We start from the raw sequence: 24669 nt of genomic DNA on the forward strand, positions 1-24669 counted from the left end.
GGCTGGCGTCAGGTTTCGAAAAAACACACCAACAAACATCTTCCAGAATGTACGAGGCCGCCGCATGCGTGCCCTAGCTGCCGCGATTGACTCGGTAAATTTGTGGACCGGCAAAATTCTTGCCTGGCTCGCTCTAGCCGTCGTGGTCGTCCAGTTCGTTGTCGTGGTGATGCGCTACGTCTTCGGCCTGGGCTCGATCCAGATGCAGGAGCTGGTCATCTATATGCACGCCTTCCTGTTCATGCTCGCTGCCGGCTACACGCTGCGCTTGGAAGGCCACGTGCGCATCGACGTGTTCTACCGCGACGCCTCTCCCCGGGCCAAAGCCTGGGTGAACCTGCTGGGCTGCGTGTTCATGCTGCTGCCGGTCTGTGGCCTGATCTTCTGGATCAGTTGGCCCTACGTTTCCAACTCCTGGGCGATCCTGGAAGGTTCGCGGGAATCCTCCGGCATCCAGGGCGTCTTTCTGCTGAAGACGGCGATCCTGGTGTTTGCCGTGCAGGTCGGTCTGCAGGGCGTGTCGATGATCATCCATTCCCTTCTCGCGCTCCAGGGCGATGAGCGTGAGCTCGATGCCCTGCGCACCCCGATCGCTTGAGCGCCGCCATGAACCTTTCAGATCTCGCGCATTCGCTCGACCTCCTGATGTTCGTGGCAGCCTGCTTCGTGCTGCTGTCCGGCTTCCCGGTCGCCTTCACGCTCTCCGGCGTCGCCCTCGTCTTCGGCCTGATCGGCATGGCCTTCGGCGTGTTCGACATCGCCTTCTTCGCCGCCCTGCCCCAACGCATCTACGGCACCATGACCAACGAGGTGCTGGTCGCGGTGCCCTTGTTCATCTTCATGGGAGTGATGCTGGAGCGCTCGCGCGTTGCCGAAGAGCTGCTCGACACCATGGGCAAGATGTTCGGCCCCATGCGCGGCGGGCTCGGCCTGGCGGTCACCATCGTGGGCGCGCTGTTGGCCGCCTCGACCGGCATCGTCGGCGCGACCGTGGTCACAATGGGCCTCCTGTCGCTGCCGACCATGCTGAAGCGCGGCTACGATACCCGGCTTGCCTGCGGGTCGATTTCGGCCGCCGGCACGCTCGGTCAGATCATCCCGCCGTCGATCGTGCTGGTGGTGCTCGGCGACCAGCTCATGAACGCCTACCAGAAGGCCCAGCTCGACATGGGCATCTTCTCTCCCGAGACGGTCTCGGTGGGCGATCTCTTCGCCGGCGCACTGATCCCCGGGCTGATGCTGGTGGGCATGTATATCGCCTATCAGCTTTTCATCGCACTGATCCGGCCGGCCTCGAGCCCCGCGATCCCACCCGAGCCCGGCGAGCACATCACGTTCGGCCGGGTCCTGAACGCGCTGGTGCCGCCGGTGGTGTTGATCGTCTCCGTGCTGGGCTCCATCCTCGCCGGTGTCGCGACCCCGACGGAGGCCGCCGCCGTGGGCGCGGTTGGCTCGCTGCTTCTGGCCGGCCATCGGCTCAATCCCAAGCGGCCGATCCCGATCTACCTCGCCGGCCTTTCCGTCGTCGGCCTGCTCATCCTGGTGGCGACCGTCGACATGCGGGTGAGCCGGGAGGTAATTTCCGGCGGCGATCAGATCGGCATCTACGCAGCCTATGTGCTGTGCGCTCTCGTCGCCTACGGCTTTCTCGTGGCCTTGGTGCGGGTGTTGCGCGCCGGCGTGCTGCAGCCGGTCCTGGAAGGTACCACTCAAATCACCTCGATGGTGTTCGTGATCCTGATCGGTGCGGCGCTGTTCTCGCTGGTGTTCCGCGGCCTCGGCGGCGAGGAGATGGTGCAGGAGTTCCTGTCGAACCTGCCCGGCGGCACGATCGGCGCGATCCTCGCCGTCATGCTGCTCATGTTCTTCCTGGGCTTCTTCCTGGACTTCCTGGAGATCGTGTTCGTGGTGGTGCCGCTGGTCGCTCCGGTGCTGTTGCAGATGGAGATGCCGAACGGCGAGCCCATGAGCCCGGTCTGGCTCGGCGTCATGATGGCGATGAACCTGCAGACCTCCTTCCTGACGCCGCCATTCGGCTTCGCGCTGTTCTATCTGCGCGGCGTGGCTCCGCCGGAGGTCAAGACCATGTCGATCTATATCGGCGTGATCCCGTTCGTGCTGATCCAGATCGTCGCGCTGATGGTGCTGTGGTACCTGCCGGAAATTGCGACCTGGCTACCGAAGGTGATCTACGGAACGTGATCGCCCGGATCACCTTTCGCGACATAATTTGGAGCCTTTCCAGTTGACCGGGCGTGGCATCGGCCAGACTCTGTGTCCGCGCACCGCCTCGTTCGCGACCGCTGGAAAGGACATGCCGATATGACGTCACGCCCGGTCACGCTGGACCAGAAGTACGACCTCGACGCGACGCGGATCTTCACCTCCGGCACGCAAGCCGTGGTCCGGCTGACCCTGATGCAGCAGGCGCGAGACGCCGCCCTCGGCAAGCACACGGCTGGCTATGTCACCGGCTATCGCGGCTCGCCGCTTGGCGGCCTCGACCAGCAGTTCGCCCGCGCCAAGCGCCGGCTCGACGACGCGGGCGTGCTGTTCCAACCCGCCCTCAACGAGGATTTGGCGGCGACCGCACTCTGGGGTACCCAGCAGGCGGAGCTGCGCGGCACCGGCCGGTTCGACGGCGTCTTTGGCGTTTGGTACGGCAAGGGCCCCGGCGCGGACCGTTCGGGCGATGTCTTTCGCCACGCCAACCTCGCTGGTACGTCGCCCTGGGGCGGCGTGCTCGCCCTGATGGGCGACGACCACACCTGCGAGTCCTCCACCACCGCGCACCAGTCAGAATTCGCGTTCGTAGACGCCATGATCCCGATCCTGAGCCCCGCCGGCGTCCAGGAAGTGATCGACTACGGTCTCTACGGATTCGCCCTGTCGCGCTTCGCCGGCACCTGGACCGGGCTGAAGTGCGTCAAGGACACCATCGAATCGACCGCCTCGATCGACGGCAGCCTCGACCGGATCCAGATCGAGCGGCCGGACCTGTCCGAACCGCCGGTCGGGCGCAACATCCGGCTCGGCTTCGATGCGCTCGGCCAGGAAGAACGACTGCACCTCTACAAGATCCCCGCCGCGATCGCGTTCGTGCGCGCCAACCGGCTCGACAAGATCGTTACCCATGGCGGGCGCCATCCCAAGCTCGGCATCGTCTCCACCGGCAAGAGCTGGCTCGACGTTCTGGAGGCTCTCGACCTGCTCGGCCTCGACGAGGTGGACTGCGCCCATTTCGGCATCCGGCTCTATAAGGTCGCCTGCCCCTGGCCGCTGGAGCCCGAAGGAGCGTCGGAGTTCGCCGCCGGCTTGTCGGAGATCCTGGTCGTCGAGGAAAAGCGCGGCCTGATCGAGCCGCAGCTCAAGGAAGCGCTTTACGGCCGCGCCAACGCCCCGCTGATCGAAGGCAAGCGCGATCGCGCCGGCGCTCGTCTGCTCCGCGCCCATGGCGCCCTCGATGCAGCGATGGTCGCCGAGGCGATCGGCGAGCGGATCGTGGCGGCCACCGGCGACGAGCGCATCCGCGCACGACTGGAGCAGGTGCGCACGGCCCGCCGCCGTCTCGCGGAAGCCGAGGACATCTCCGGCCGCCGCCCCTATTTCTGTGCCGGCTGCCCGCACAACACGTCCACCGTCGTGCCGGAAGGCAGCCACGCCTTCGCCGGCATCGGCTGCCACTTCATGGCTCAGTGGATGGACCGCTCCACCGAGGGCTTCACTCAGATGGGGGGCGAGGGCGCCAACTGGATCGGCGAGGCGCCGTTCTCCGAAACCGCCCATGTGTTTCAGAATATCGGCGACGGCACCTACAACCATTCCGGACTGATGGCGATCCGCGCGGCCAAGGCCGCCGGCGTCACCATGACCTACAAGATCCTCTACAACGACGCCGTCGCCATGACCGGCGGCCAGACCAACGACGGCGGCTTGACCCCGCAGCGCATCGCCGCCGAGGTCGCGGCGATCGGCGTGGAGAAGATCGTGATCGTCAGCGACGAGCCGGAGCGCCATCCCGGCCCCTGGCCGTCCGGCGCGAGCGTCCACGACCGCGACGATCTCGACGAGGTGCAGCGCGACCTGCGCCAGATTCCCGGCCTGACCGTGCTGATCTACGACCAGACCTGCGCGGCGGAAAAGCGCCGCCGACGCAAGCGCGGCAGCTTTCCTGATCCCGATCAGCGCGTGATCATCAACGAAGAGGTCTGCGAAGGCTGCGGCGACTGCTCGACCCAGTCGAACTGCGTCGCCGTGCAGCCGGTGGAGACGGAGTTCGGCCGCAAACGCCAGATCGACCAGTCGAGCTGCAACAAGGACTTCTCCTGCCTGAAAGGCTTCTGCCCTTCTTTCGTCACGGTGCACGGCGCCAAGCCGCACGAGCGCACCCGCGCGGAAACCGCGAGCGCCGACACCGGCGCCGACCTGCCGGAACCCGCCCTCCCCGGCCTGCACCAGCCCTATGGCATCCTGATCACTGGCGTCGGCGGCACCGGCGTCGTCACCATCGGCGCGCTCCTGGGCATGGCGGCGCATCTGGAAGGCAAGGGCTGCGGTATCATCGACATGGCGGGTCTGGCCCAGAAGGGCGGCGCGGTAACCAGCCACGTCAAACTCGCGCCCAGCCCGGAAGATCTCCACACCATCCGCGTCGGCGCAGGCGGTGCGGACCTGCTCTTAGCCTGCGATCTGCCCGTCGCAGGCATGGCCAAACAGCGCGGCACGATCGAGCCGGGCCGCACCCGGGTCGTCGCCAACACCCATGAGCAGCTCCCCGGCGACTTCGTGCAGAACCCCGACTTCTCGCTTCCGACCCGGCGGATCGTGAAGGCGCTCAGCGACGATGCCGGCGCGGATCGTGCCACCTTCATGGCGGCGACCGAAATCGCGACCGCCATGTTCGGCGATGCGATCGCGGCGAACATGGTCATGCTCGGCGCCGCCTATCAGCTCGGCGCGATCCCGCTGTCGTCGCTCACGATCGAGCAGGCGATCAAGCTGAACGGCGTGTCGGTGGAGATGAACCTCGCCGCGTTCCGCTGCGGCCGACGCGCCATCGTCGACCCCGCCTCCGTGGCTACCTCGGAGGCCAACACGGGCGCAGCGACCCTGCCCCATCGCCGACTGTCGGCAACTCTCGACGAGAAAATCGAACGCCGCGTCGCCACTCTGACCGACTATCAGAACGCCGCCTACGGCGCGCGTTACCGCAAGCGAGTGGACCAGATCCGCCGTCACGAGGAGCGGATCGCCCCCGGCGAGACAGCGCTTACAGAGGCCGTCGCGACCAATCTCTTCAAGCTGATGGCGATCAAGGACGAGTACGAGGTCGCAAGGCTCTATGCGAACCCGGCCTTCAAGGCCCAGCTCAAGGAGCAATTCGCCTCGTTCGAGCGGATCGAGCTCAACATGGCGCCGCCGATCATCGCGCGGGAGGATCCGCGCACCGGCCGGCCGGAAAAGCGGGCCTTCGGACCGTGGGTGCTGAAGCTGATGCCTGTGCTCGCCTGGGCCCGGCGCTTCCGTGGCACCCGCCTGGACCTGTTCGGCCGCACGGAGGAACGGCGCATGGAGCGTCGTCTTCTTGACGACTACGAGGCGGCACTGGACGAGATCTTGTCCGGGCTGTCGGCCGCCAACCACCCGGTCGCGGTTGCCCTTGCCGGCTACCCGGACAAGATCCGCGGTTTCGGACCGGTCAAGACCGCCGCCGTTGCCAAGGCCGAAGCCCATCGTGCCGAGCATCTGGAGGCCTTCCGAGCCCCGACGCCGACACAAGCGCTCGCGGCGGAGTAGACGCTACTTCAGCCCGACCGCTTTGCGCAGCGCCGCATTGGCCCGGGTCTGCCAGCCGGGACCATCGGCCTTCAGCCGCTCCACCACGTCCGGATCGAGCCGGAGCGTCACCTGCTGCTTGGGATTTTCCGCGCGCGGACGGCCGCCCCTGGCCCGGCGAAACAACTCGTCGGCCGGCGGATTGTCCGGATCGGCCTCGGCAGCGGCCGTCAGCGCCGCATCCTCTTCCGGCGTCATCTCCTTCAAGCTCTCTCGAGCGATCCGGCGCGCGTCATCGGCAGACATTTTGGGCCTATCAGGGTTGGGCTTAATACGAACCATAGGTTCTGACCTCTCGGCCGTTGGCCTTTCGGAGCGAAATCGCCCGCAACGTCGTGCCGCGTATCGTGAACACAAGCACAAAGAGCCGCAGGCCGATCAGCCCGAAGGCGACCTGGCGATGTTCTCCGTAGTCGAACCGATCATCGGGTTCGACCATCGCCGTCTCGAAATCGAAATCCGCCAAAGCAGTAAACGAGACGCCGTGTTTGGCGATGTTCTCCGCCTCTTTCGCAGGATCGAATTCGATGTCGAGCGGCGCGTCCATCTATTCATGTAGTGACGAAAACCTGCCTTCCGCAAGCGGTTTCTGACACGACAAAAACCGGTCATCCCACCCCGCCGGGTTCCGCCATTTCTCCCGCCAAACCGACCAGATGGGTAACCGCCGGCAGGAGCTCGTCCCGGCGCCAGACCAGGCCGGTCTCCAATACCGGCGCGTTATCGCCGAACGGGAGGTAGCGTACCCCGTCGCGGCGCAGGGCCGTCAAGGATTGCGGCACCAGCGCCATGCCCAGCCCGACGGCCACCAGCGCGATGATGGTCTGCATCTGGATCGCCTGCTGCACGATGCGCGGGCGCGCCCCATTCACCGCGTAGTGGCCGGTGACGATATCGTGGAAGGCTGGTGCGCTGCGGCGCGGAAACAGGATCAGCGGCTCCTCCACCACGTCTGCGAAGGCAAGCTGTTCTCCCTGAAGCCGGATGCGGCCGCTGGCGATCCAGTCGTCCGGCACCGCCGCCACCAGCGGTTCGCACACGAGCGGATGATAGGCGAGGCTGGCATGGAGCCCGCTCTGGGGCACGATCAGTCCGGCGTCTATCTCGCCAGCCAGCAGCGCCTCGATCTGCAGGTCGCTGGTGGCCTCGCGCAGCAGAACCTCCACCTCCGGATAGGCTGCCTTGAAGGCGCTGATCAGCGCGGGAAGGATGGAATAGTCGGCGATGGAGACGAAGGCCAGCCGCAGCGAGCCGAGCTGGCCGCGGGCAAGCCGGCGGGCGGTATCCGGCAGCGCGGCCGCATCTTCCAACAGCCGGCGCGCATGGGGCAGCCACTCAGCTCCCACCGCTGTCAGCGCCACCGACCGCTTGGTGCGCGTGAACAGCCGCACGCCCAGCTCCTCTTCCAGCGCCTGGATCGACTGGCTGAGCGGCGGCTGGGTCATCCCGAGCCGCTCGGCCGCACGCCCGAAATGGAGTTCGTCGGCGACGGCGAGAAACTGGCGGAGCTGCTTCAGGTTCATTCACAACTCATATCAAAATCGACCTAGTTAAAAAGGAATAATATATTTCCTATTGGCTTTGGAAAGCGTCTAAGGTCCGTTCTGATGCTGGCCTTTTCGCGCCGGCCGGGCTGCGCACTCGTCATTGCGCCGAGCCGCGCCCGATCTTCCGTTCACGATCGCCTCCCCAGCCCAATTGGGCTTGCGGAGGCCACGGCCGAACCCGTCGGGGAAGGAAACGACATGGCTGCCAACGACCGCTCCAAACACGTCACCCAAGGCCTCGAGCGCTCGGCCAACCGGGCGATGTTCTATGCGCTCGGCTACGAGAAGCGCGATTTCGACAAGCCGATCGTCGGCATCGCCAACGGCCACTCCACCATCACGCCCTGCAACGCCGGTCTGCAGCGCCTCGCCGACGCCGCCAACCAGGCGCTGATCGACGCCGGCGCGCTACCGCAGATGTTCGGCACGCCGACGATCTCCGACGGCATGTCGATGGGCACGGAGGGCATGAAATACTCCCTCATCTCCCGCGAGGTGATCGCCGACTGCATCGAGACCTGCGTCCAGGGCCAGTGGATGGACGGCGTCGTCGTCATCGGTGGCTGCGACAAGAACATGCCTGGCGGCATGATCGGCATGTGCCGCTCCAACGTGCCGGCGATCTACGTCTATGGCGGGACGATTAAGCCGGGCCACTGGAAGGGCAAGGACCTCTCCATCGTCTCCGCCTTCGAGGCGGTCGGCGCCTATCGTGCCGGCAAGATGAGCGACGAGGACTTCGAGGGCATCGAGCGCAACGCCTGCCCGTCGCTCGGTTCCTGCGGCGGCATGTACACCGCGAATACCATGAGCTCCTCGTTCGAGGCGCTGGGCATGTCGCTGATGTACTCCTCCGACATGGCCAACCCGGACCAGGAGAAGGTGGACTCCGCCGCCGAATCCGCCCGCGTCCTGGTCGAGGCGGTGAAGAAAGGCATCAAGACCCGCGACATCGTCACCCGCCAGTCGGTCGAGAACGCCGTCGCACTCATCATGGCGACCGGCGGCTCCACCAACGCCGTGCTGCACTATCTCGCGATCGCCGACGCAGCCGACGTGGAGTGGACGCTGGATGACTTCGAACGGGTCCGGCGGACCGTGCCGGTGCTCTGCGATCTGAAGCCGTCGGGCCGGTTCATGGCGGTCGACCTGCACAAGGCCGGCGGCGTTCCCCAGGTGCTCAAGATCCTTCTCAATGCCGGCCACTTGAACGGCGACTGCCTGACCATCACCGGCAAGACGCTGGCGGAGGAACTCGAGCACGTGCCGAACGAGCCGCGCGCCGACCAGGAGGTGATCCGCCCGATCGAGCGACCGATGTACAAGCAGGGCCATCTGGCGATCCTGAAGGGTAACCTCGCCGAGGACGGCGCCGTCGCCAAGATCACCGGCCTGAAGAGCCCGGTCATCACCGGCCCGGCCCGCGTGTTCGACGACGAGCAGTCGGCCATGGACGCGATCCTGAACGACAAGATCCAGGCCGGCGACGTGCTGGTGCTGCGCTATCTCGGCCCGCGCGGCGCGCCGGGCATGCCGGAGATGCTGGCGCCGACCTCGGCGATCATCGGCCGCGGGCTCGGCGACTCGGTCGGCTTCATCACCGATGGCCGCTTCTCCGGTGGCACATGGGGCATGGTGGTCGGCCACGTCACCCCGGAGGCGTTCGTGGGCGGCACCATCGCGCTGGTCCAGGAGGGCGACTCCATCACCATCGACGCGCATCAGCAGCTTCTGCAGCTCAATGTCGACGAAGCGGAGATCGAAAAGCGCCGCGCCGCCTGGAAGCAGCCGGAGCCGCGCTACAAGAAGGGCGTGCTCGCCAAGTTCGCCAAGCTCGCCAAGCCGGCCAGCGAGGGGGCGGCAACGAACTAATACCTCACGCCGAGTTCGCTTCGCTCACCGTCTCCGGGTGGGCGGCCTGATCGGCCGGCGCGCAGTCGCGCGCTGGCTTCGCAGGAAACAATTCCAGCAAAAGTGCTTCTGCGGTTTTGCGCCCGGAATTGCGCAGAAAAAGAGCGACGCCAGAAAAAGTAGGGACCGATTTCCATCCAGCTTTGCGACACCGGAAATCAACGGCAACAGCCTGACGGATCGGGCCCCAGTCGAAAAGCAGAAAGGCGGCCCATCGGCCGCCTTTTTAAGTCAATCCTCCGTCATAAAAAGCGTCGGAGTTTGACGGAAAGCATTCTATGGATAAAAATTCTTTAATGACAGCCTTGTGTGACGAAGACGACATCTTGAGTACAGTTTCAACCGACAGAGAGACTGATCCCCACGCCCTCATTTCCGTACCGCAACCCACCCCTTGAAGGTGAGTGCTGCGAAAAAGAGTTGGACGTCTTCAAAATCGGCTTCACGCAGGACGGCCTCGTCCTCTTCCGGTGTCAGGACGGGAAGTCGTGCCTTCATCGTCTGGATGCCTTGCTCCGCTTGGGACGAAGGAACACCACGTGAGATCAGGTAGTCCGCATTGCGGCGCAGCCAGAGGTCTCTGTGGGTGCCGCCTGTCGGAAAGCTGTGATGCGCCACCACCAAAGGGGCGCCGGGGCGCAGGCGCTTTGCGAGCTGCCGTAAAGTCCGCAACCGCTCATCACGGGGCAGAAAATGCAACGTGAGAAGGCAAACCGCACCGTCAAACGGTCCGTCCGGCGCATCGTTGACATAACCCTCGTGAAGGCTCGCCCTTTCCACCAAGTCGCCCATGGTTTCACGGGCCTGGTCAAGCATCGCGGCCGACGGATCCACACCGTCGAACCGCCAGCCGGGATAACGCTCGACTAAGGAGCGAAGCTCCATGCCACCACCGGCGCCGAGGACAAGAACTCGCCCGGTATCGGAGATGCGCTCGGCTAGAAGAAGGCCGGTCATCCGATGGAGATCATGCAGGGCTGGAACATGCCATGCGACGCGATCGGCGTAGGTCGCAGTATCGCCGGGGTCTTGTGGAATGGTCATCACGGGTATCTCAACAGGCTTGCGTCCGGCTCAACAAGCGAGCGATGCACCTGTACCCCTATCATTGGGATAGCTGCTCGGAGGTCATCGGCCTCGTGTTCGGCCAAGTGCAAGAGCGCATGGAGGACGGAGGAAAGGCGGCTGCCACGTTTAATGTAACATTATATGTTACGATTTGTCCGCCTGTTCAAGAATGGGACGAAAAATGTCATGAAAGGGCTTGGAGTAAGCAATGGCAGCGCTGCTGTCGAACAACCGCGATGGGCACGAAACTAACAGGCCTTGGCTGGAAGGGGACCGGGAGTTTCTAGGCCCTGCGCTTGGTCCTACGCTGCCTCATGCTGATGCGCCTCGCATCGCTGAACTTCAACCGTTACGTGCGACAATCCGGAGATCCAATTCAGCTTGTCCTTGTAGCGCTCCGGCTCTTGCGGCTTATCGGTGACAATGGAGATGATTGCAGCCACATGGCCCGGGCCGATCCGCCACACGTGAAGGTCCGCAATGCAATCGCCATTTTGCTCCAGCGCCATGCGGACGTCTCTCGAGATAGCTTGGTGCGGCGTCATGTCGAGCAGCACCGCTGCCGCTCCCTTCAATAGCCCCCATGACCATCGGGCGATGACGATGGATCCAACGATTCCCATGAGCGGATCCATCCATATCCAGCCATAGAAACGCCCTGCCAGCAGGGCCACGATCGCGAGAACGGAGGTCAATGCGTCGGTCAACACGTGCAAATAGGCCGCTCGGAGATTGTGGTCGTGATGCATGTGACCATCGGCGTGGGACTCAGACGCTCGCTGCCCGTCGCGGTGATCGCCATGATCGTGGCTGACGGCATGGGCATGGCCGTGATGATGGTCGTGACCATGGCCTCCCCCGGCGTGAAGAATCCACGCACTCACCAGATTTACGACAAGGCCGACCACCGCGACCGCGATCGCCTCGCCGAAGCGGATCGGAACGGGCTCAGCGAACCGCAGCAGGGACTCGAAACCGATCAACAAGGCGACGAGGGCAAGCACGATGGCGCTCGAAAATCCGGCCAGCTCCCCAAGCTTTCCCGTGCCGAAGCTGAAGCGATCGTCGCGCGCATGCCGTCGCGCATACCAATACGCCAAGCCGGCGATCGACAGGGCCGCGGCATGAGTGGCCATATGAAAGCCGTCGGCAAGGAGCGCCATCGACCCGAAGGCCAGCCCGGCGACGATCTCACCCACCATCGTTGCGGCCGTCAGCGCGACGACGATCCAGGTCCGCCATTCGTTGCGGGCGTGGTCGTTGCCCAGAAAGACGTGATGATGGCTCCAGGGTTCGACCGACTCTGTATGCATGAGCTCTCCTCGCTGGCCCTCTAGGAATGAAGGGCCGCCAAACCGCACCCTTCGACAACATCGCCACCGATCGGCGCCGCTCCGCGTCCAAAGGCTGACCGGCCGCGAGCCCTCGATACGCCTTGGCGCAGCGAGATAGGCGCCTCTAAGACCTTCCGATCTGCCATCCGCGCGCCTCCTCCTGGCGCTGCCACATGGTCCGGAACACACCCCGCTTGCGGACCAGCAGCTCCTCGACGGTCCCGTATTCGACCAGCCGCCCCTTTTCCAAAACGGCGATCTGGTCGGCCCGAGCGATTGTGTGCAGACGGTGAGCAATAACAATCGTGGTACGGTTTCTGGTCAAGTTGGACAGCGCTTCCTGGATCAGCCGCTCGTTCTCCAGGTCGATGCTGGCCGTCGCCTCGTCGAGAACGAGCACCGGGGCATCCTTCAGGATCGCGCGGGCGATGGCGACGCGCTGGCGTTCGCCGCCGGACAGCTCGGCGCCGGAGCCCACAAGAACGCTGTCATAGCCCTTCGGCAATCTCTCGATGCGTTCATGGATCCGCGCCGCGCGGGCGGCCGCCATCACCTCGTCGCGTGATGCCGTCGGACGGCCGAGGCGAATGTTGTCCTCCACGCTCATCTCGAACAGGGCGACGTCCTGAAGGACCATACTGACCGTCCGATTGAGTGTCTCCGCCGACATGGCGCGCACATCCACCCCGCCGATCCGAACCGCGCCCTCCTCCACGTCCCAAAGCCGCGCGACAAGCGAGGCCACGGTCGACTTTCCTGCCCCTGACGGTCCAACCAACGCGGTCATGGTGCCGGCGGGAATGGCGAGGTTGAAGCCGGTAAGAGCCGGGCCATCGCCGTAGGAGAAGTCGACGTCCTTGAGTTCGACGGAGGCATCCGCGGGTGGCGTGTCGCGCTCCGTCTGCGTCTGCAGCGGCTCGTCGGCAAGCTCGCGGATGGTCTCGAGGACGCGTCGCGCCACTCGAAATTCGACGAGAAAGGTGCCGATCTCGGCGAGTTCCGCGCACAGCCGCACGGACACGACGAGGCCGGCGAGCATCGTCGCGCCAGAAATGCCGCCGGACGACCAGATCAGCGCCGCGACAACGATGACGGCGGCCGAGGCTAGCGACCAGACGAGACCAAAGGCGAGGATCGCAGGGGCGGGCGCCAGTTCCGCCTTAATCGAGCGCCGCTCGAGCGCCGCGACCGCCTCCTGCGCCGCCCGAGTGCGGCCACGGCCCGGATCGAGGACCCGCACTTCCTTTGCGCCCTCCACCAGATCGACGAAGGCACGTCCAGCCTGTTCGCGGGCTTCGATTGCGCGGCTAGCACCCTTGTCGAGAAGCCGGAAACTCCAGGGCACCACAAGCGCAGCGAGCGGAACGAATGCGGCGACCGTCAGCGCAAGGCGCCAGTCGAGCACCACCAGCAAGCCCCATAGCAGAAGCGGCAGGACCAGCGTCGTCGACAGGTGCCACCACATGTGAGTGGCGACGTCCTGATAGAAAGCGAAACGATCGGCAAAGAGATCCGTCAGCATGCCACCGTGCCGCTGGAGGACACGGCCGAGCGGCATGCGGCCGAGCCGATCGGCCAGCCTCAGGCGCATGTCGGTCACGAGCCCGTAAGTACCACCGAAGCTCCTCTCCAACCCTTGCGCCGATAGAAACAGGTCAGCGGCGAAAGCGACGAGAAGGACGGCAAACAGCACGGACGAAGAAAGCGGTGCCTCGCCCTCCATCAGGTCGAGAAGAACGACGACAAGGAGGACGTAAGGCACGAACCGGAACACGGCCGCGCCGGCGGCAAGCGCGATGCTGTGCCGAAGGGCCGGCTCGTCGCGACCTGCCAGATCGAAGCCGAAGGTGCGGGCGATCATGTTGCGGCCTCCAGGCTCCCGTTCCGGTCCAGCGTCCAGTCAGCAGCCGTGGCCTGCGCCGCCCATAGCCGCACATAGGTTGGCGAACGATCGAGAAGCTCCGCATGATCGCCGCAAGCCTCGATCCGTCCATCGGCGAGAACGACGATCCGGTCGGCGTGCGCGACCGAGGCCAGCCGGTGGGCGATGACGACGAGCGTCCGATCACGGCTCGCCGAGGCAATCGCCCGCTGCACCTCCGCTTCGTTCTCGGCATCGACGAAGGCGGTCGCTTCGTCGAGGATGAGGATCGGCGCATCCTTCAGGATCGCCCGGGCAATCCCGACGCGCTGCTTCTCGCCGCCGGAGAGCCGAGAGCCTCGATCTCCGACCGATGCCTGCAGGTCGAACCCGCTGAGGCGCGCCGCGACGGCTGCTTCCTCCACGGCGCTTGCGTTCGCCTCAGGCCGTGCCAAGGCGATGGCCTCGGCGATCGAGCCTTCGGCCAGGACCGTCTCCTGGAAAACGACGGCAATCCGGCTGCGGAGATCGGCCAAAGTGAGATCGCGCACATTGACACCGCCGAGGCTGACGTGCCCGCTCGTACTGTCCTCAAGCCGTGGGATCAGACGCGCAAGCGTCGACTTGCCGGCGCCGGACGGCCCGACGATGGCCGTGACCTTCCCCTCCGGGATCTCCAAGTCGATGTCGCGGAGCATCTCCCGCCCGTTCGGATAGGCGAACGAGACGCCATGGAACCGGATCGTGTTACCGGCGGGGAGGGGTGCGGTCCCGCCATCCGCGATGACCGGCATGGAAAGCAGGGACTGGATGCGCTCCACGGACGCGCCGGCGCGGCTCAACACGTTCGCGGCGATGACCGTCTTGGCCAACGGTGCCGTGAGACGCGCCCCGAGTGCGGTTGCCAGCACGAACTCCGGAACGCCAATGCCTCCCGTCGCCGCGAGGAAAGTGGCCACGGGCAGCACAACCAGCAGATTGGTGCCGAGCGCGGCGTTGAACAGCGAATAGGGATAACGTGAGCGGCGGGCCACAGAGACGGACAGGTCGCGCAGACGGTACATCGAGCGGGTGACGGTCGTGAGCGTGCTGGCCAGCCGATTGAAGGCTTTCAGCGTTCCGATGCCCCGCACATAAGATAGCATGGCCTGATTGGCCTCGGCTTCCACGCCGCTCCATTCCGCAAACAGCTCCGCTCCCCCGCGATAGGTCAGACGCTGGGCGACCCAGGCCAGCGGCAGGAGCGCGAGACCGGCGAGGGCCAGGCGCCAATCCACAACGGCCAAGAGCGTCGTGCCCGCGAGAAAGGCCGCGACACCTCCGGCCATATCCGGCAGCACATGCGCCAGCAGCCCTTCCAGCTTGCCCGTATCGGACAGCGCCGTCTTGCGGATTTCCCCGGCGCGCCCCTCCACCGCGCTGACGGGCATCCGGCCGAGCCTGTCGACCAGAGCCAGCCGAAGGTCCTTCTGGATCGCGAACGCGAGCTTGTGACCGGCAACATTGGCGCCGGCACTGAAGGTCAATTGCAGGGCGGCCGCCACAAGTCCGGCCACGGCCGGCCAGAGCGCCGCGTGACCCGCGCCGGTGGCGGCGCCGTCGACCACGATCCGGGCGATCGCATAGACGACCAGCACCGGACCGAGCGAACAGACCGCGGCGAGCGAAGCGGCACCCAGCGACGCTGCGAAGAGCCCCCGCCGTCCCTTCGTGGCATCGAGAAGAAAGCGGAGCGGCCCCTGCCCCTTCGCCGTCCTTACCGCATCCTCGCCCACGATCAGACCCCGCTGCGCGCGATCCGGGCGGCCGAAGACGCGTCCACAAGAACGAGCGCCACCGCCGCGGCAGCCACCACGGTTGCCGATGCGGGCAATACGAGAAGCCCGGTTTGCGCGAGGACCGTCCCGCTGAGAGCGCTCCCCGCCACAATGGCCAGGAGCCAGCCGTTCTGGACCATCGCATAGTCGGTCGCCGACTGGTTTGTGGCGACCCAGCCCATCGCGAGGCTGCAGACGACACAGTAGATCCCGGCATAGGCGAAGGATGCCAGCGCTATAGCGGCCGCCGGGAAAAGCGCCGCCCCTCCGCCGCCAGCGAAGTGCCACGCCAGGGAGGACGCCGACAGGACGAAGAGCAAGACGGAGGCACCGAAGGCCCGCGGCAGGCCGATCCGGTCGCCCAGCACCAGCCCGCCAACGGCTCCCAGCGCACCGGCAAGCGGCGCGGCTGTCCCGAAAATCCAGCCGATGGCCGTCAGCGCGTAGCCCTGCTCGATCATGACTAGGCGGGGCGCGCTCAGCCCGATCCCGAGCGCCAGACCAACGACGACGACAAGGACGAGGCGCAGCCCGTTCCCGGAGCGCCGTATGAACGAAAGGACCGAAGGAACCCGTCGCGCCTCGGCAGCCTCCCCGTCGATCCGGGCGAAGACGAGCGGCAACGCCGCGAGGGCGGAAAACAGGGCGGCAACCGCGAAACCCGAGACCCAGCCGGCAGCCTCGATCAGATGGATCATGACCAGCGAGCCGAGAACGGTACCGGTCAGCATTCCGGTCACCTTGATCCCGCCCCGGATCGCCTGGGTCTTGCCGGCGGCGGTTTCCGCCAGCGTTCCGTCGAGGATGACGTCCATCGTGGCGGCGCCGACAGAAAGGCACAGCATGGCCGCGAGCAGAACGGAGAGGCGGTCCGGACCGGAGAAAGCGAGAACCAAGAGCGACGCGACGACCATGGTTTGAGCCAGCGCGAACCAGCTCTTACGCCGACCCCAGCGGGTCAGCGCGAAGCGGTCGACCGCCGGGGCCCAGAACACCGACAGGCAGAGGGGCAACAGCAGAAGAGCGACGAGGCTGACGCTTTCGACCGGCAGGCCCTGCCGCTGCAAGATCGAGGGGATGGCGACCTGGAGCAGCCCGAGACTGCATCCAAAGGCCAGATAGGGTGGCAGGGCGAGGATCAGCGGTCCCCGCCACCCGTCGAAAATGATCGTGCCTGCATCCGACATGGCGGCGTCAGAACGAAACGCTGCCGACGACGCCGAACGTCTGCGGCGTTCCGGGGATCGCCAGCACGCCCTGGGTGTAGGTCTGCGCGGCGATCCGATATTCCTGATCGAACATGTTCTGGGCGAAGGCGCTCAGCGACCAGTGATCGCCCTCGACACCGAGCCTGGCATTGACGATGCCGTAGCCCGGCTCCTCAATCGTGTTGGCGCTGTCCCAGTAGAAGGACGAGCGATAGTTGTAGTCGACCCGCCCGAACCCGACGAGATCGTCGGTGATTGCGCGCCGATATTCCGCGCTGAGGTTGGCTGAATAGCGCGACGCGAAGGGCTGCCAGTTGCCGCTCTCGTCCATGCCGGACATCGCGTTCGGATAGTCGACGAACTTGGCGTCGAGAATGCCGACACCCGCATAGAGCATAAGGCCGTCGACGAGTTCGACATTCACCTCAGCTTCGCCGCCGAAGGAGCGGGATTTCGGCGCGTTGTTGATGACGAGCTGGTTGTTCACGAAGGAGTAGACCTGCTGGTCGCGCCAGTCGAAATAGAAGGCGGAGACGGCGTAGCCGACCTGGCCGTCGAGCGCCTCGCCCTTCAGTCCGACTTCGTAGTTGATGGCGCTCTCCGCGTCGTAGCCGATATCCGCCGTCGGCGCGAAGGCGATGTTGAAGCCGGCCGGCTTGTAGGCCCGCGAGATCGTCGCATAGACGTTCGTGTCCTCGGTCAGTTCGTAGATCAGCCCGACCCGCGGTGAGATGTCGAAACCGTCCGTCGACTGCGAGGTCGTAATCGGCGGCGCGAGGAAGGCGAAGGCACCCATCGTCGAACCGTGCACGTAGTCGATCTTCTTACGGTCATAGCTACCGCGCGCGCCGGCAACCAAATTCAACTGTTCCGTCATGCGCCAAGTGACATCCCCAAAGAGCGCGAGGCTCGTGGTGTCGACGTCCGTCCTGGTGCCCTCCTCGTACATGGCCGGCAGGGCCGGCTGTCCGGGAAAGAAGGTGTTGGCGGGAAGCGCGGGATAGAAGCCACTCGCCTCGTAGCGATTGTCCTGGGAGTAAAGACCGAAAGCGCCAACCGTCCAGTCCAGCCTGTCGGTTTCGCCGGAGACGCGGACCTCCTCCGTCACCTGATCGTAGTCCCGGGAATAGGCGGCGTTTTGCATCGGCGCGGGATCGTAGGAGCCTCCCTCCCCTTTGGCATCGGCACCGCGATAGGCGGTCACGCTGATCACCTCGCCGAAGCCGGTGCGGGTGGTCGACTTCAGGGACGCCCCGAAACTATCCATATGATCCTGGAACGGCTCACCGAGATTGACCCCGTCCTCCCAAATCGTCTCGAACGGGCCGTAGCCCGACCGACGGCCCTTGTCTCGGCTGTAGTCGGCAGTCAGTTCGACGTCCCAATCCGGCGTCACGGCGGCAAGCAGTTTCGCCCGGCCTCCATAGTCGTCCAGGTTCATGAAATCAGGGCCGCCGGCTTCGTTGTTCACCCAGCCGTCGCTGCGGTCTCCAAAGACGGAAATGCGCGCCGCCACAGTGTCGGCCAGCGCAAAGTTCACCGTGCCTTGGCCGAACAGCAAACCGTCGGTGCCGACACCCGATTCCGCATAGACCGAGTTGACCCCCAACTCCGGCGAGCCCGTGCGCACATTGACGGCACCTCCGATCGCATTGCGACCGTAAAGGGTTCCCTGCGGGCCGCGGAGGATCTCGATCTGCTCGAGATCCGCCATCCGCGCGTTAAAGCCATTGTCGTTGCCGACATAGACGTCGTCCACATAGACGGCGATGCTCGGATCCGCGCCGAAGGCCGTGGTCGCGACGCCGCGGATCGTCATGGTCGACGCATCGTTACCACCCCGCTGACTTGTCACGGTCGCGTTGGGGGTCGCCTCGAAAGCCTGGTCGAGCCGCCGGACGATCCGCTCTTGAAGCTCCTCGCGAGACAGAACCCGCAAGCTGATCGGAACATCTTTCGCCACCTGTTCCCGGCGCTGGGCGGATACCATGATCTGGTCCAGCACGACCGTTTCGGCATCTAGCTCGACCTGGGCTTTCGCCTCGCCGACCATCGCCACCGACGCCGTAAACACCGCGAAACAGATCTGCGTCCTCATCATCACTTTCCAGCTTCCGTACCCGATTCCAATTGGCGCGGATCGTGGCAAAGCGCGTGCGGCATTGCACCGACAGTGGCGTATGGGTTCGGCTCAAAAACGTTTGCGACGGAAACGGCTCAGGTTCGGATCTCGCGCGGCGAGACACCGAAGTGCCGTTTGAAGGCGGTGGAGAAGTTGCCGGGATGGGCATAGCCGAGCGCATAGGCGGTCTGGGACACGCTCATCCCCTGTTCCAGCAGGCGATGGCCGTGCAGCAATTTCTGCTCGTTGATGAAACCGCCCACGCAGGTGGAAAAGGCGAGGAAGAAGTCGCGCTTCAGCTTGCTGGGGCTGACGCCGAACTCGGCGGACAGCGCGGCGAGAGAGGCGATCTCCGCAGGGCGGGTCTCGATCGCCTCTCGCACCGCACGGATCCGATACCGGTCCCGGCGGGGAAGTGGATCGATTTGTTCCGGCTCGAACGCGGACTCCGCAAGGGTCGCCAGGAGATCGAGAGCCATCGCCTCCAACCGCATCGCCGCAACGCCCCCGGTTCCGATCGGCGTCAATGCATTCGACGCAAGCTCGCGAAACCGGGTCGGCAACGGCCTGGAGGAATGGAAGGCCGGCCTGTTCATGCTATCGTGGAGCGCCTCGAAGGCAGGGTCTCCCGATAGCGTGCCGACGGATCCCTCGAACCAGTCCGGCGTAACGAAGACCTCGACGTTGCGCAGGCGCGTTGCGCCATAGAGGTGGGAGGAGAATTCTCCAACCCCGTTGTGGGATGTCAGAAGCATTGAATCGGGGCGCAGTTCCTCCATTCCCGGCACGTTCGTGCCGACATGGCCTTGCAGAAGAATACTGATGGCCGCGAAGGCCGACGGTTCGCCGAAGCGAGACTGTTCCTCGTCGATGGGGATATCCGTCAGCGCGAGATAGAAGTTCGGCTGGATCTCGATCAGCCGCTCCTCGCCAGCCACCGCCGCCGAGCCGACTGCCACGTCCTCCAGAGAGAATAGGTTCGTCTGCATTGCACCCACCCGTCGCCCGCGAGAGCCGCTAAGCACGAAGCACAGTGGATTGCGCAGTTTCCAGCAATTGGCAATGCATTATCTATTATATTTACTTATAATAATTTTAATAATTGTAATTATTATTTACATAAGATCAGCCAATCAAAAGAAAATGAATAAAAGTCCGAACAAAATCATCAGCCGACTCGCCAAGCAAACGGACGCGCGCGCCCTCTGCATCTGCCTGTCGCCCGAGACCTGTCCGCCAAGGTGCCCCTCAAGTAGCTCTGGCGTCTTTCGGTCGTCTCCGGCGGCGCCGCGAATCATAAGGACGGCGTCGCAAGAGCTGGTCCCTCGAAGAGGCCGGAACGGCAAAACCGCCCGGGTTTCCGGCGCTCTTGCTCATCGAGCATCCTGAACGCCGACGGCGCGCTGATAAGATGCTCGACGCAGAAAGCTCCGATCGGCTCGTCCGCATTCGGTACCTGCCGAACGCGGGCCGATCGGTGGATTTGACCAAATCGCCTCCACCCATAACCTCCGGATTTAGGGGGCCTGAGCCTATGCTTTCGCTGTCACATCAAGTCGCTCCGTGAAGGTCGAAACCGATAGAGCGTTTCCAGGCCAAGTAAAAACCGGATAGCGCCCGGAAACGCGCCGAGAATGGACGGTTTTCTGAGCGTTTGGAGAGATAACGGTCATAGGCGCTACCCGAGACGAAGCGCGGCCCCTTCCTATCGCCAACAATTTCGGAAGAGTCTGATCCGTCCACCGGAAGAGGCTCTCGGCTTCCACGTTCTCCGTGTTGGATAGCCCGCCTCAATTTTCCGACCGTCCGGCCCCCCTGGCGGAAAATGCAAAGCCGGTCGATTCGGATTGGCCTCATTGTCGCGCCGCACCTGCGCGAGGAAATTGAGAGTGGGACATTGCGCCCGTCGGGCCGCGTGCAAGGCGACAATGGATAGATGTATCGTCAGCAAGCGCGAGAAACGGTACCGGCGCGGCGCCCCAGGCAGGCACCGGTTTGTTCGGCGAAGCGACGATGGAAGTCGAGGATAAGCAATGAAGCTGCAAACTGCACTGGCGGGAGCCATACTATCCGCCTCCGTTCTGCTCGCTGCCGGGCCCGGCCATGCCCAGGACCTTACGCAGAAAGAAGCGAACACGATCGCGGTCGAGGCCTACCTTTACTTCTATCCACTCATCACCATGGACCTGACGCGGCGGCAGACGAGCAGCCTGGATCCGGCCAAGTACTCGTTCGGCGGCGTGCAGAACTGGTTCACGAATGTGCGAGCCTATCCGACCGCGGACGAAAAGTCGGTTGTGCGGCCGAACTTCGACACGCTCTATTCCTCCACCTTTCTCGACATGACCGACGAGCCGATGGTCGTCTCGGCTCCCGATACCGACGGGCGCTACTATCTGCTGCCGATGCTCGACATGTGGACGGACGTGTTCGCCTCGCCCGGGTGGCGGACCACAGGCACCGAGGCGGCGACCTTCCTGGTGACCCCGCCGGGATGGCGACCCGATCTGGGCAAGGATTTCGCCAAGACGCTCGGCCTCCCGGAGGCGACCCAGCGGATCGATGCGCCGACGCCTTATGTGTGGATCATCGGCCGCACCAAGACCGACGGACCGTCCGACTACGCGGCCGTTCACAAGATCCAGGACGGCTATAAGGTCACGCCACTGTCCAAATGGGGACAGGAGGTCACGGAGCCGAAATTCTCCCCGGATCCGACCGTCGATGTTAAGACGCCGCCGAAGGTCCAGGTCGACACCATGGCGGGCAAGGACTACTTCGCCTACGCGGCCGAGCTTCTGAAGATCAACCCGCCGCACATCACCGACCAGCCGATCGTCGCCCGCCTGGAACGTCTCGGCATCGAACCCGGCGAGAGCTTCGATGTCGATAAGGCCGATCCGGTCGTGAAAGCGGCCATCGAAGCCGCGCCGAAGACCGCTCAACAGCTGATGGCCTGGAAGACGCCCACGATCGCGCAGTCCGTCAACGGCTGGTCGATGGATGTCGATACCGTCGGCGTCTACGGCAACTACTACCTGAAACGCGCGATCATGGCGCAGATCGGCCTTGGCGCCAACGTGCCGCAAGACGCGATCTACCCGATCGCGCTCACCGACGGCAAAGGACAGCCGCTCGTCGGCGCCAACAACTACGTCCTGCACTTCGAAGCGTCCGATATTCCCCCGGTGGATGCCTTCTGGTCGGTCACCATCTACGACAACGACGGCTTTCAGATCGCCAACAGCCTGAACCGGTTCGCGCTGTCGAGCTGGATGCCGCTCAAGAAGAACCCCGACGGATCAATCGATCTTTATTTCCAGCACGAAAGCCCCGGCCAGGACAAGGAAGCGAACTGGCTGCCGGCGCCCAACGGACCGTTCAACGTGACCATGCGGCTCTATGCGCCGCGTCCAGAAGCCTTGATCGGCAAATGGGCGCCGCCGGCGATCGCCAAGGCCGAAAAACCGACGGCGGACACGGCGCAGTAGCGAGCCCTTCGCGCAGATCTTACCGACCACGCGCATGAAAGAACCTGCGTTCTCCCCTCGGAGTTGGCTTTTTCATGCGCGTTGCTCCTCCAATGGAGCAATCACCGCTCGGCAGGCGCGTCTGTCCGGGCTCAGTCCTCCGTGAGACACATGAAACAGCTCGTGTTCTGGACCTTGGCGACTCTGCTTTTCGCCTCTTCTTCGTTGCTCGCATCGGCCCAAACGGACGTTCCGGACGGTGGGACTTCAGCGAGCGACATCATGGCGTTGCGGTCCTACGCGCCCACCGTCAATCCCGGATCAACCGACTTCGACGTCGCCGACCGCATGGCAATCGTCAACCTGATCTCCGCCTATGCGTTCGCCTACGACAACACGGAGGCCGAGGCCTGGCTGGACCTGTTTACGCCCGACGCCGTTTTTGTGGCCGGCGTGCCGGGCCAAACGCCAGTCTCATTCAGCGGCGACAATTTCCGCACATTCTGGACGAAGCGGATGGCCGCATTCCGGTCTTCCGGCAACCTGCGGCGGCATCTGATGCCGAATATCCTGTTTCTCGACCAGACCGCCGATACCGCGCATATCAGTGTTGTCGGACTTTTGACCAATGCCGCCGATGGCAAAACATTCAGCGCAGTCTCCAGTCTCAACTACGAGGGCTGGCTGGTGAAAGGTCCGAACGGCTGGAAAATTCAGCGCTGGCATGATTTTCCGGACGCGGCCTTCCAAGAATAGAAGCGTTTGAAACAAACCTGCTGACTGGGCGGCGAAAATGACAGTGCAATCGGCCAATTCGGGCGAAATACTATGAAAATCTAGGGGTGTAAGGCTCGCCTTTTGCTTGCGCGTCACGCCAACACGCGGCATCACAGGTGCTGGTGTCGGCGCATATTGCGACAGTGAGGTGGACCGAATGGCGTTTAACGGATCGGTGCCTCTCGTGCGGGCGAGCGGCCTCGGTCCCCTGCCGACGCTCTTTGAGCGCCGGGCGGGCGAGCGCGAACTTTGGAGGGCCTTCGAACAAGAAGGACTCCCGCTCTCGGTCATCGACTCCCTGCAGACACCCGTGCCGTACGCCAGCATGATCGGGATCTTCGAACGGTGTGCCCGCCTGTTGGACGACAGAACCTTCGGGCTCGACGTCGGCTTTGAAATGGCGAAAGCCTGGGGCTTTGGTCTGTGGGGCGCCTATGGCGCGACCGCGCCGACCTTGGGCGAGGCAATCAACCGGTACAATCGGACTTACCATACCCATGCTACCAATGGTGGGTTGGAGCTCTTATGGCGCGACGGCCATTGGCTTTGGCGCTGTGCGGCACGCCCCCTCGGCCAGATGGCGATTCAGCATGTCGACCATATGATCGGGCCGATGATCATCATCGCCCGAGAATATCTCGGCCAACGATGGGCGCCCAAATGGATCGAAGTCTCCTATTTCCGCGATCCAAACGCTCATTTGCTGGAACAACGGCTGCAGGTCCCGATCCGATATGGCCAGGGTGGGACCGGAATTGCCTTTGGTGTCCAAGATCTGCTCGCAAGGCGCGCTGCGGGCCCCGCAAACGGGGCGAAGATCGTGACCCTGCGGGAGGTGGTCGCCGATCTGGTGCTGTCGAGCGCGGCCGAACCCGCCCGCTCAATTTCCGCCATCGTGGCGCTTCGGCTTCTCGACGGGCAGACGGATATCGACGGCACGGCACGCATGGCGGGCACCAGCGTCCGAAACCTGCAGCGCATGCTGGGCCAACGGGGTTACACTTATCGGGAGGTTGTCCGCGCAGCGCGTAAGGCGCGCGCGATCAGCCTCTTGCGGGAGACCGACCGGCCAATTCTCGAAATTGCGGTTTTGCTCGGTTACGAGGATCATGCAAGCTTCAGCAGAGCGTTCCAGAGCTGGCTGGGCTGCACGCCGTCGGAGTTCAGAGCTCGTTACCACCCATAACCTGCCCCGCACCCATCTCACTATGGCGCAAAATGCCAAGCGGGATGTCCATCTGCCTTCTAGATTGCTTTGATTCGGATGCGACAATGGGGTCGAAACGTTGCAAGCCGAAGCGCAACGGAGGTACGGGGCATGACGGTCTACGCGGTCTACTACGCGTCGGACGAGACGCAAGCGGATGTCTTCGACCTGGCACTCGACGAGCAGTTTGGCGACACCTACCGGGTGAGCGACGATTTCTGGCTGATCGATACCGCGCACGAATCCGACACCATCTACGGTGCCTTGCGTGATGCGATCCGAAAGAGGGACCGGTTGTTCATCGCCGAGATAACCCGAGACTTCTTTCCCGGCCTCTCCCACAGTGCACTCAGTTGGCTGCTTTCACCCCGACGTTCCTGGAAAGGCCGTTACGTGGCCCGCGAGGTCGCGGACCGGATCCGCGCAGCGGCCTGACCGGGAATTGCGTTTCCCCGCCTGAGCCTTTTCCGGCCAGGCGGAAAGATGGGTCCGGGCACAACATGTCCGGGCGC

Annotated in this window: 18 protein-coding genes; 8 read left to right on the top strand and 10 right to left on the bottom strand. The window is 64.3% G+C overall.

Annotation, left to right across the window (positions count from 1 at the left end):
- Positions 1 to 64 precede the first annotated feature (64 nt).
- From HNS03_RS04790 to HNS03_RS04800, 3 genes are all read left to right on the top strand, one after another.
- Complete coding sequence (locus tag HNS03_RS04790) at positions 65 to 598, top strand: TRAP transporter small permease subunit (RefSeq protein WP_367193526.1); 534 nt, start codon at positions 65 to 67, stop codon at positions 596 to 598.
- A gap of 8 nt (positions 599 to 606) precedes the next feature.
- On the top strand, positions 607 to 2202 hold the full coding sequence (locus HNS03_RS04795) for a TRAP transporter large permease subunit (protein ID WP_367193527.1): 1596 nt from the start codon (positions 607 to 609) through the stop codon (positions 2200 to 2202).
- Positions 2203 to 2322: 120 nt separating this feature from the next.
- Positions 2323 to 5796, top strand: coding sequence for an indolepyruvate ferredoxin oxidoreductase family protein (locus tag HNS03_RS04800; protein ID WP_367193529.1), 3474 nt, complete (start codon positions 2323 to 2325; stop codon positions 5794 to 5796).
- Positions 5797 to 5799: 3 nt separating this feature from the next.
- On the opposite strand, the gene HNS03_RS04805 is transcribed toward HNS03_RS04800, so the two are convergent.
- The 3 genes from HNS03_RS04805 to HNS03_RS04815 form a co-directional block, all read right to left on the bottom strand.
- Complete coding sequence (locus tag HNS03_RS04805) at positions 5800 to 6081, bottom strand: BrnA antitoxin family protein (protein ID WP_367193530.1); 282 nt, start codon at positions 6079 to 6081, stop codon at positions 5800 to 5802.
- Positions 6082 to 6103: 22 nt separating this feature from the next.
- Positions 6104 to 6382 carry a BrnT family toxin gene (locus tag HNS03_RS04810; RefSeq protein WP_367193531.1) on the bottom strand — a complete coding sequence of 93 codons (279 nt, stop codon included), beginning with the start codon at positions 6380 to 6382 and terminating at the stop codon, positions 6104 to 6106.
- A gap of 61 nt (positions 6383 to 6443) precedes the next feature.
- Positions 6444 to 7358 carry a LysR family transcriptional regulator gene (locus HNS03_RS04815; RefSeq protein WP_367193533.1) on the bottom strand — a complete coding sequence of 305 codons (915 nt, stop codon included), beginning with the start codon at positions 7356 to 7358 and terminating at the stop codon, positions 6444 to 6446.
- Positions 7359 to 7580: 222 nt separating this feature from the next.
- On the opposite strand from HNS03_RS04815, the gene ilvD reads away from it, so the two are divergent.
- Complete coding sequence (gene ilvD / locus HNS03_RS04820; RefSeq protein ID WP_367193535.1) at positions 7581 to 9254, top strand: dihydroxy-acid dehydratase; 1674 nt, start codon at positions 7581 to 7583, stop codon at positions 9252 to 9254.
- Between the two features lie 408 nt (positions 9255 to 9662).
- Here ilvD and HNS03_RS04825 read toward each other — a convergent pair whose 3' ends face one another.
- From HNS03_RS04825 to HNS03_RS04855, 7 genes are all read right to left on the bottom strand, one after another.
- Positions 9663 to 10337, bottom strand: a complete 675-nt coding sequence (locus tag HNS03_RS04825) for a class I SAM-dependent methyltransferase (protein ID WP_367193537.1) — start codon at positions 10335 to 10337, stop codon at positions 9663 to 9665.
- Positions 10338 to 10663: 326 nt separating this feature from the next.
- Positions 10664 to 11674: a CDF family Co(II)/Ni(II) efflux transporter DmeF gene (gene dmeF / locus HNS03_RS04830; RefSeq protein WP_367193539.1), complete on the bottom strand. Its 1011-nt coding sequence runs from the start codon at positions 11672 to 11674 to the stop codon at positions 10664 to 10666.
- A gap of 145 nt (positions 11675 to 11819) precedes the next feature.
- Complete coding sequence (locus tag HNS03_RS04835) at positions 11820 to 13556, bottom strand: ABC transporter ATP-binding protein (protein ID WP_367193541.1); 1737 nt, start codon at positions 13554 to 13556, stop codon at positions 11820 to 11822.
- Positions 13553 to 15331, bottom strand: coding sequence for an ABC transporter ATP-binding protein (locus tag HNS03_RS04840; RefSeq protein ID WP_367193542.1), 1779 nt, complete (start codon positions 15329 to 15331; stop codon positions 13553 to 13555). The genes HNS03_RS04835 and HNS03_RS04840 overlap by 4 nt, the downstream gene beginning before the upstream one ends.
- 2 nt (positions 15332 to 15333) lie before the next feature.
- The gene (locus tag HNS03_RS04845) at positions 15334 to 16560 is read right to left on the bottom strand and encodes an MFS transporter (protein ID WP_367193544.1); all 1227 of its coding nucleotides are present in this window, start codon (positions 16558 to 16560) and stop codon (positions 15334 to 15336) included.
- A 7-nt stretch (positions 16561 to 16567) separates the two neighbouring features.
- Positions 16568 to 18679: a TonB-dependent receptor gene (locus HNS03_RS04850; protein WP_367193545.1), complete on the bottom strand. Its 2112-nt coding sequence runs from the start codon at positions 18677 to 18679 to the stop codon at positions 16568 to 16570.
- A gap of 119 nt (positions 18680 to 18798) precedes the next feature.
- Positions 18799 to 19692: a helix-turn-helix domain-containing protein gene (locus HNS03_RS04855; RefSeq protein ID WP_367193547.1), complete on the bottom strand. Its 894-nt coding sequence runs from the start codon at positions 19690 to 19692 to the stop codon at positions 18799 to 18801.
- Positions 19693 to 20736: 1044 nt separating this feature from the next.
- On the opposite strand from HNS03_RS04855, the gene HNS03_RS04860 reads away from it, so the two are divergent.
- From HNS03_RS04860 to HNS03_RS04875, 4 genes are all read left to right on the top strand, one after another.
- A complete protein-coding gene (locus HNS03_RS04860) occupies positions 20737 to 22194 on the top strand; it encodes a DUF1254 domain-containing protein (RefSeq protein ID WP_367193548.1) in 1458 nt (485 codons plus the stop codon).
- Between the two features lie 150 nt (positions 22195 to 22344).
- Complete coding sequence (locus HNS03_RS04865) at positions 22345 to 22929, top strand: nuclear transport factor 2 family protein (protein WP_367193549.1); 585 nt, start codon at positions 22345 to 22347, stop codon at positions 22927 to 22929.
- A 178-nt stretch (positions 22930 to 23107) separates the two neighbouring features.
- Positions 23108 to 24136: an AraC family transcriptional regulator ligand-binding domain-containing protein gene (locus HNS03_RS04870; RefSeq protein ID WP_367193551.1), complete on the top strand. Its 1029-nt coding sequence runs from the start codon at positions 23108 to 23110 to the stop codon at positions 24134 to 24136.
- Between the two features lie 132 nt (positions 24137 to 24268).
- Positions 24269 to 24592, top strand: coding sequence for a hypothetical protein (locus HNS03_RS04875; RefSeq protein ID WP_367193552.1), 324 nt, complete (start codon positions 24269 to 24271; stop codon positions 24590 to 24592).
- Positions 24593 to 24669 lie beyond the last annotated feature (77 nt).

It is taken from the genome of Amorphus sp. 3PC139-8, assembly GCF_040750475.1.
Lineage (GTDB): Bacteria > Pseudomonadota > Alphaproteobacteria > Rhizobiales > Amorphaceae > Amorphus.

Bases quoted from the DNA above. Each gene is read 5' to 3' on its own strand.
- HNS03_RS04790 (WP_367193526.1), top strand. From the start codon at position 65: ATGCGTGCCCTAGCTGCCGCGATTGACTCGGTAAATTTGTGGACCGGC.
- HNS03_RS04795 (WP_367193527.1), top strand. From the start codon at position 607: ATGAACCTTTCAGATCTCGCGCATTCGCTCGACCTCCTGATGTTCGTG.
- HNS03_RS04800 (WP_367193529.1), top strand. From the start codon at position 2,323: ATGACGTCACGCCCGGTCACGCTGGACCAGAAGTACGACCTCGACGCG.
- HNS03_RS04805 (WP_367193530.1), bottom strand. From the start codon at position 6,081: ATGTCTGCCGATGACGCGCGCCGGATCGCTCGAGAGAGCTTGAAGGAG.
- HNS03_RS04810 (WP_367193531.1), bottom strand. From the start codon at position 6,382: ATGGACGCGCCGCTCGACATCGAATTCGATCCTGCGAAAGAGGCGGAG.
- HNS03_RS04815 (WP_367193533.1), bottom strand. From the start codon at position 7,358: ATGAACCTGAAGCAGCTCCGCCAGTTTCTCGCCGTCGCCGACGAACTC.
- ilvD (WP_367193535.1), top strand. From the start codon at position 7,581: ATGGCTGCCAACGACCGCTCCAAACACGTCACCCAAGGCCTCGAGCGC.
- HNS03_RS04825 (WP_367193537.1), bottom strand. From the start codon at position 10,337: ATGACCATTCCACAAGACCCCGGCGATACTGCGACCTACGCCGATCGC.
- dmeF (WP_367193539.1), bottom strand. From the start codon at position 11,674: ATGCATACAGAGTCGGTCGAACCCTGGAGCCATCATCACGTCTTTCTG.
- HNS03_RS04835 (WP_367193541.1), bottom strand. From the start codon at position 13,556: ATGATCGCCCGCACCTTCGGCTTCGATCTGGCAGGTCGCGACGAGCCG.
- HNS03_RS04845 (WP_367193544.1), bottom strand. From the start codon at position 16,560: ATGTCGGATGCAGGCACGATCATTTTCGACGGGTGGCGGGGACCGCTG.
- HNS03_RS04850 (WP_367193545.1), bottom strand. From the start codon at position 18,679: ATGAGGACGCAGATCTGTTTCGCGGTGTTTACGGCGTCGGTGGCGATG.
- HNS03_RS04855 (WP_367193547.1), bottom strand. From the start codon at position 19,692: ATGCAGACGAACCTATTCTCTCTGGAGGACGTGGCAGTCGGCTCGGCG.
- HNS03_RS04860 (WP_367193548.1), top strand. From the start codon at position 20,737: ATGAAGCTGCAAACTGCACTGGCGGGAGCCATACTATCCGCCTCCGTT.
- HNS03_RS04865 (WP_367193549.1), top strand. From the start codon at position 22,345: ATGAAACAGCTCGTGTTCTGGACCTTGGCGACTCTGCTTTTCGCCTCT.
- HNS03_RS04870 (WP_367193551.1), top strand. From the start codon at position 23,108: ATGGCGTTTAACGGATCGGTGCCTCTCGTGCGGGCGAGCGGCCTCGGT.
- HNS03_RS04875 (WP_367193552.1), top strand. From the start codon at position 24,269: ATGACGGTCTACGCGGTCTACTACGCGTCGGACGAGACGCAAGCGGAT.